The 6387-nt window shown below is 40.8% G+C and carries 7 protein-coding genes; 5 read left to right on the forward strand and 2 right to left on the reverse strand.

Annotated features, from left to right (window positions below; all coding sequences use genetic code 11):
- Positions 1-219: 219 nt before the first annotated feature.
- Both cysD and LRL21_RS43530 read left to right on the forward strand, forming a co-directional pair.
- Positions 220-1143 (forward strand): sulfate adenylyltransferase subunit CysD, encoded by a 924-nt coding sequence (gene cysD, locus LRL21_RS43525; RefSeq protein ID WP_076235627.1) that lies wholly within the window; start codon positions 220-222, stop codon positions 1141-1143.
- A gap of 1 nt (position 1144) precedes the next feature.
- Positions 1145-2884, forward strand: coding sequence for a GTP-binding protein (locus LRL21_RS43530; RefSeq protein ID WP_240421987.1), 1740 nt, complete (start codon positions 1145-1147; stop codon positions 2882-2884).
- 409 nt (positions 2885-3293) lie between these two features.
- Here the strand turns inward: LRL21_RS43530 and LRL21_RS47165 are convergent, their stop codons facing one another.
- Positions 3294-3635 carry a helix-turn-helix domain-containing protein gene (locus LRL21_RS47165; RefSeq protein ID WP_240421988.1) on the reverse strand — a complete coding sequence of 114 codons (342 nt, stop codon included), beginning with the start codon at positions 3633-3635 and terminating at the stop codon, positions 3294-3296.
- Between the two features lie 232 nt (positions 3636-3867).
- Here LRL21_RS47165 and LRL21_RS43540 point away from each other — a divergent pair, with 232 nt between their 5' ends.
- The 3 genes from LRL21_RS43540 to LRL21_RS43550 all read left to right on the forward strand — a co-directional run bounded on the left by LRL21_RS43540 (position 3868) and on the right by LRL21_RS43550 (position 5171).
- Positions 3868-4149, forward strand: a complete 282-nt coding sequence (locus tag LRL21_RS43540; RefSeq protein ID WP_240421989.1) for a hypothetical protein — start codon at positions 3868-3870, stop codon at positions 4147-4149.
- 262 nt (positions 4150-4411) lie between these two features.
- Positions 4412-4588, forward strand: a complete 177-nt coding sequence (locus tag LRL21_RS43545; protein ID WP_240421990.1) for a hypothetical protein — start codon at positions 4412-4414, stop codon at positions 4586-4588.
- Complete coding sequence (locus LRL21_RS43550) at positions 4581-5171, forward strand: ATPase (RefSeq protein ID WP_240421995.1); 591 nt, start codon at positions 4581-4583, stop codon at positions 5169-5171. Before LRL21_RS43545 ends, LRL21_RS43550 begins: the two co-directional genes overlap by 8 nt.
- A 124-nt stretch (positions 5172-5295) precedes the next feature.
- On the opposite strand, the gene LRL21_RS43555 is transcribed toward LRL21_RS43550, so the two are convergent.
- Entirely contained in the window at positions 5296-6282 is a 987-nt protein-coding gene (locus tag LRL21_RS43555) for a hypothetical protein (RefSeq protein WP_240421991.1), read from the reverse strand.
- Between the last annotated feature and the right edge of the window lie 105 nt (positions 6283-6387).

Genomic DNA, 6387 nt, shown 5'->3' on the forward strand with positions numbered 1-6387 from the left:
GTGGCGATTTATTTGTTTAGCCCTTTTTGAACAGATACGAATATGCATTCACTGACATTCAGTTGCCTAAACGGTTTTCGAAAAAGCATTACATGATTCGACAAAAATAATAGAAATATAAAAGAATTTACTTTTTCCCACTTTGCATAAAAGCTAGAATCTGATAGAATATAAAGAAATACGATAGATTTAGTGCGAATTAAAAGGAGGCACCTTTCCATGCAAAAACTGATGCTTGATTCCATACACGAAATGACGCATCTGGATCAACTCGAGGCTGAAGCGATTTATATTATACGAGAAGTAGCGGCGGAGTGTGAAAATCCCGTGATGCTGTATTCGATCGGGAAGGATAGTTCCGTGATGCTGCATTTGGCGCTGAAAGCCTTTTATCCCGAGAAGCCGCCATTTCCTTTCATGCATATTGATACGACGTGGAAGTTCAAAGAAATGATTGAATTCCGCGATCGCAAAGCGAAAGAATTCGGAATCAACATGATTGTTCACTCGAATCAGGAAGGTATTAAACAAGGGATTAACCCAATGGATCATGGTTCTGCGTATACCGATATTATGAAAACCCAAGCATTAAAAGAGGGATTGGACAAATACGGATTTACGGCTGCATTCGGCGGTGGAAGACGTGACGAGGAAAAGTCGCGTGCGAAAGAGCGGATTTTTTCATTCCGCAATAAGAATCATGCGTGGGATCCGAAAAACCAACGTCCGGAAATGTGGAAGCTTTTTAACACAAGAATTAATAAAGGTGAAAGCATTCGCGTCTTCCCAATATCCAATTGGACAGAAAAAGATATCTGGCAATACATTCGAAGAGAAAATATTGATATTGTGCCTCTTTATTTTGCAAAAGAAAGACCCGTCGTCAATCGCGATGGACATATGGTCATGGTGGATGATGATCGGTTGAAGCTCGAGCCTAATGAGAAGGTTGAAATGAAGAAGATGCGGTTCCGCACATTAGGCTGTTATCCGCTTACTGGCGGTGCCGAGTCGGAGGCGGATACGCTAGATGCCATTATCGAAGAAACGCTTGGTGCGGTTTCATCCGAACGGACAACTCGGGTTATTGACCAAGAGGCGGCTGGAAGCATGGAGAGACGTAAACGGGAGGGCTATTTTTAATATGAAAAGTCTGCTTAAATTTATTACATGTGGAAGTGTAGACGACGGTAAATCTACCCTGATTGGACATATGCTTTACGAGGCAAAGCTTTTGTTCGCCGACCAAGAAAAAGCATTAGAGCTGGATAGCAGGCTCGGCAGTCGCGGCGGAAAAATTGACTATTCCCTGCTTCTTGATGGATTGATGGCCGAGCGTGAACAAGGAATCACGATTGATGTGGCATATCGGTATTTTACGACGGATCACCGTTCATTCATTGTAGCGGACACACCGGGGCATGAAGAATATACACGTAACATGGCAGTAGGCGCATCCTTTGCGGAATTGGCCATCATTCTTGTGGACGCAACCAAAGGGGTCATTACCCAAACCAAACGCCATACCCGGATTTGCGCACTCATGGGGATTAAACATCTTGTATTAGCTGTAAACAAAATGGATTTAGTTCATTTTGATCAAAAGATATTTGATGATATCAAAGAAGATTTCTCCCGAACGGCAGCTGAATTTCATTTTCAAAGCATACAGGTCATTCCTGTTTCTGCCACTGAAGGGGATAACATTACCAAAAAGTCACAACATACTCCTTGGTATGCGGGTCTTCCTTTGTTGTCATATTTAGAAAATGTGGATGTTCTTGATGCCAGCAATACGAAGCATTTTATGATGCCCATTCAGCGTGTATGTCGACCGGACCATACGTTTCGCGGTTTCCAAGGCCAGATTGAGGCTGGGAGCATCGCAGTTGGCGATGAGTTGACGACTCTACCTAGTCGTGAGAAAGCGAAAGTCAAACGTATTTTAGTGACAGATCAAGACAGGGACTTAGCCTTTGCTGGACAACCCGTAACCATTCAATTGGACCGTGAAGTCGACGTTTCGCGGGGCTGTGTATTTACGAAAGACAATCAAATCCAAGAGGCTGATAGCTTTGCCGCGACGATTCTTTGGATGGATGATTCTGTACTGACTCCCGGTAAAAATTATTTGGTCAAAGTAGGAACGAAAGTCCTGCCCGGTACCGTGACGGCAATTAAGCATAAAATCGATATTAATACTGGAAATACGGTTCCAACCGATCATATTGTCAAAAATGAAGTGGCACGATGTGAATTTGCTTTATCGGACAACATCGTTTTTGATTCCTTTGAACAAAATAAAAGCATTGGCGGATTTATTCTGATCGATCGTGTAACCAATATGACATCCGCTTGCGGAGTCATTGACGAAGCTCTTCAAGGATCTGATAGTTTGGTAGGGCTAGATACGGAAATCACCAGAGATGTTCGTGCTCAGCAAAAAGGTCAAAATCCATTAACCCTCTGGTTCACCGGTACGGTTCCGGATAACTCAACGCTTGCGAAGGAAGTCGAAAAACGTTTGGTATCGACAGGCCACCATACCATGTTACTGGGGAATGGCCAGGGAGAATCGTTGCAGCGATTAGCGGAAGTTGCAAAATTGATGAACGATGCGGGACTTATCGCATTGGTATCGAATGATTCCTCGATCGAAAACGACCGTGAAACCGTGCGAGACATCATTGGCAAAGAATATATTGAAGTTTATGTAAATAGACCGCTTGCAGGCAGTTTGAGTACAAATGATACACCTGGAAACCTGGAAATCGAAATCGATACAAGCAGGTTATCAATCGAAGAAGCTGCAAATTATGTAGTGAAACGAATTATCAGATATTTAATCAATGAGAGTAGTCGTGGGCAATTCCTTAATTTCTAATGCGAGCATAACCCGTTTTTGATAGCGCAATCGAGCAGGAAGTGAAAGTCTCCCGTACACATGCTTAGAAAAATCGATTCAACGAAATAGTCCTTGAAGCATAGTATCCCTACATCATCGTGAATAGTGATGTAGGGATATTTTTGGTATCCGCGGCAATCCTTAGAGCGTACGGAACGGAATAACCGGATTTCTTCATTTTAAAAAAAGAAGAGATCGCAGTTCTAGTCAGTACGCTGATTCCCACTGTTCTGGTTCATGGATTTTTTGATATTTATGCGATGATTAAATTTCAAGGGACATGAAATAGTGTTAAACATTATTCTTATCCAAAAATATTTTATAAAGAAATGCGCGGAGAGTAGATCAAAAGCCTATTTGGTCAAAAAATATCGATCTCCACAGGAAATTACAATTTCTTCTTCAACTGTATGTCGTATTGCCGAAGCAAGTGAAGGCTTCCCTTTAAATATTCAGACTCTTCCTCAGTAAGCTCTTCCTTCGACCCATCCAAATATGTAATATAGGCAGACTCATTTGTAGCTTCAGTGGCGCTCCATTCCCTTCCAAGAAGGTTGTCCAAACTCACCCCAAAAAAATCTGCCAATGCAATAAGCGTATTAAAATCTGGTTCTCGGGTGCCTTGTTCGTAATTAGCGATCTGCCCTCGGGATAGTTTCATCCGTGCTGCAAGCTCATATTGGCTAATCCCTAATTTGTTTCTCAGTTCTGCTAATCGTTTACCGAACAATGGTAATCACCTCTCATCCATTATAAGGAACAGGAATCTGTTGGTACTATAATGGACACGATAAGTTTCTTTTATGCTTGACGTATGGAGGATAAGGAGATACATTAGATAATATGGAAACAATATGTTTCTACTATTAGGGAGTGATTTAACCGCTATTGGTTAATGGGCAAAAGATGCGTATTCATTCAACTTAAATAGACACATAAAGTTTCTAGTTCCAATTCATAGATTGGGGGAGAGTGTCATTCGAGAAAATTTTATTAAATATGACCAATTTTTAGTAGAGGAAAATGTCCTCATTCAAAGAATCGGAGTATGCAAAGAGTTTATTGAAGTTCTTTTAAAATATATATCAGGTAAATCCGATTCTATCCGTATACTAACAGCAGAGGACATCGTTAATGCGGTTCATGCTATGAGTCAGGATTTAGATACAGAGTTACTTCATGTCAGGCTAGAGAAAAGCTTATTGGAAAATAAGATTAAAAATTTAGAAGCTAATTGTGACTAATCTCTCTTAAGACACATTAATGGTGAAGGTGTAAGCGAATAATTCGGTTATATGAAGGAAACCAATTCTTGTTAATTAATAAGAGCGCCACACCAATGGATGGACTAGCCAAATTCATCATTCCAGATAGTATTGCCAAAGCGCTAGATGTGTTAACTACGGAATGAGACTACATTATAGGATTAACGACCCGATGTTGTTATCAATCGAATGCAAAGATCCATTTTTCATGGTATTCTGAAAAGAAATGGAGGTGTCAGGTATGGAAAGAAGTGACGATTTAAAAAAGCTAATAAAGTTAACGGGAGAACGGGCAAAGCTTGATGCCAAAGCGAATGGAACTTATGTGGTTTATAAAGATTTAGCGGGCAAATTGGTGAAGGAGTATGCGGATGGGTTAAAGGAAGTTCTACCAGATGAGAATCAAGAATATGTCTGAACCGAAAACAACGATGTTTGTTTTTGCTGGAAACAATGGCAGTGGAAAAAGCACGGTACGCAATTTAATAATTGATCGAATTGGGATTAGTGTGAACATTGATCCGGATGCTTTAGCACGGCGCATCAATCCATTATACCCCGAAACTGCTCGGGTTTCTGCTGGGAAGGAAGCGATCCGTTTAGCTCGAGACTGTATACAAAATCATCGGGATTTTTCAATTGAAACCACTTTGTCTGGAGGGTATGCAATAAGGCTCATGCAGGAAGCAAGAGCGAAAAATTTTGAAATTACCATGTTTTATGTCGGTCTCGGAGATCCGAATTTAAATATTGAGCGTGTTGCCATTCGTGTTCGAAATGGAGGACATCACATCCCTTCCAAGGACATATTGAATCGTCATCATTCTTCAATTCAGAATCTGCTTAATCATTTGTATTTGGCGAATGACTTACTCGTCATCGACAATAGTGCTCTGAATGGGGAGATCGTTCTTGAAGCAGCTAATGGTAAGCTGAAGTACCAAGATCCTAAACTGCCAGAGTGGGTCTTGCCAATTCGAAGCCAATTAGATTTGCCATGACTCGAGTCATCCTACACTAAAGTAGTACGTTTCGGGTTGTTTCTATAAGCAACAATACTGCTAAAACCCCTCATTCCTTTTGAGGAATTGAGGGGCTATCTTACATGCATGAAAAATTAATGTATTAAGATTTTTGTACGAAAAACCAAACGCCGAGCTTTACTGAAGTCTTTAGGGAGTATTTGATCCCGTTCTTATTGACGGAGAAGTCCAAATCAGATACATTCTCACCTTCGAGACCTAGATCTGTGATAATAGCCGAAATTTCTGATACCTCTCCAGATGCATCCGTTTTTCCATCCCCTACCCCAGCTATGAAAACTTCGCGCACACTCCCATCTTTTTGATTGATAACTCCGTTTAATATCAGATTATTAGTAAATTTCACTTGAAAATTATCCGGAGCCTGAACCCCGAGATCAATCTTGTTAATTTGGTGTGAAAACCCAATTTGGTTTGCGAATGCATTAAACGCTTGTTTGAAATGTTCGATGCTGGGACTAACAGAACTAATTTTCCCCTCTTGTGCGAGCATTTTAGTAACTGTTTCATAATCTCTGAAATTTTTAGCAGCTTTAGCTTTAGCTGCCTGTGGTGATCCGCCTTCAAATTTGAATAAAATTTCATTTATATCTTTTGCACCGGATAAAGCTACCCCTCTTTGAGTGAGTGGAAATCTGACTATTCCCAGGAATTGTCCGGAAGTAGAAGAGGCATTTGTATTTGTGTCATGAAAGTATAGCCAGACGAATTCGAAACCCTTCGAATCCTTTCGTATATTTTCATAAATTTGATAGAATTCAGCTTCGGTAGCGGCATCAGTCATAACTCTGACACCTCTGCCGGGTCCTTTCTTACTTTTATTATCTTCAAAAATTGAATAGGGTACTGCTTTTGGAGCTTCTTTAACGGGAGGCTGATTGGATGCGGCGGTTTCAACATTCATTCCATTTGCGATAGCTGGAGCTTCGGGTGAAGCAGGCGCTGCAATTATAGCCACTATCACTAGCGTTGCATTAAACTGATCGATCTCAACAGTTGGAATATTCTGAACAATGTTCGGGCTCAGTTTGCCAAAAAGTTGATCTTCACTTAGAGGTAGCCTGTACATTTGGTATATTATGTAATTTATAGATTTAGGGGATCGATGAAGGGATCAGCAACGTTTGCTTTGCCTTCCTGCCGATGAACGAAGGGGCTTGTAATGAATACGAGC

Source organism: Paenibacillus periandrae (assembly GCF_022458865.1).
GTDB lineage: Bacteria > Bacillota > Bacilli > Paenibacillales > NBRC-103111 > Paenibacillus_S > Paenibacillus_S periandrae.

What these genes read in the sequence shown, in the direction of transcription:
- cysD (WP_076235627.1), top strand. Translation starts at nt 220, where the DNA reads ATGCAAAAACTGATGCTTGATTCCATACACGAAATGACGCATCTGGAT.
- LRL21_RS43530 (WP_240421987.1), top strand. Translation starts at nt 1,145, where the DNA reads ATGAAAAGTCTGCTTAAATTTATTACATGTGGAAGTGTAGACGACGGT.
- LRL21_RS43545 (WP_240421990.1), top strand. Translation starts at nt 4,412, where the DNA reads ATGGAAAGAAGTGACGATTTAAAAAAGCTAATAAAGTTAACGGGAGAA.
- LRL21_RS43550 (WP_240421995.1), top strand. Translation starts at nt 4,581, where the DNA reads ATGTCTGAACCGAAAACAACGATGTTTGTTTTTGCTGGAAACAATGGC.
- LRL21_RS43555 (WP_240421991.1), bottom strand. Translation starts at nt 6,282, where the DNA reads ATGTACAGGCTACCTCTAAGTGAAGATCAACTTTTTGGCAAACTGAGC.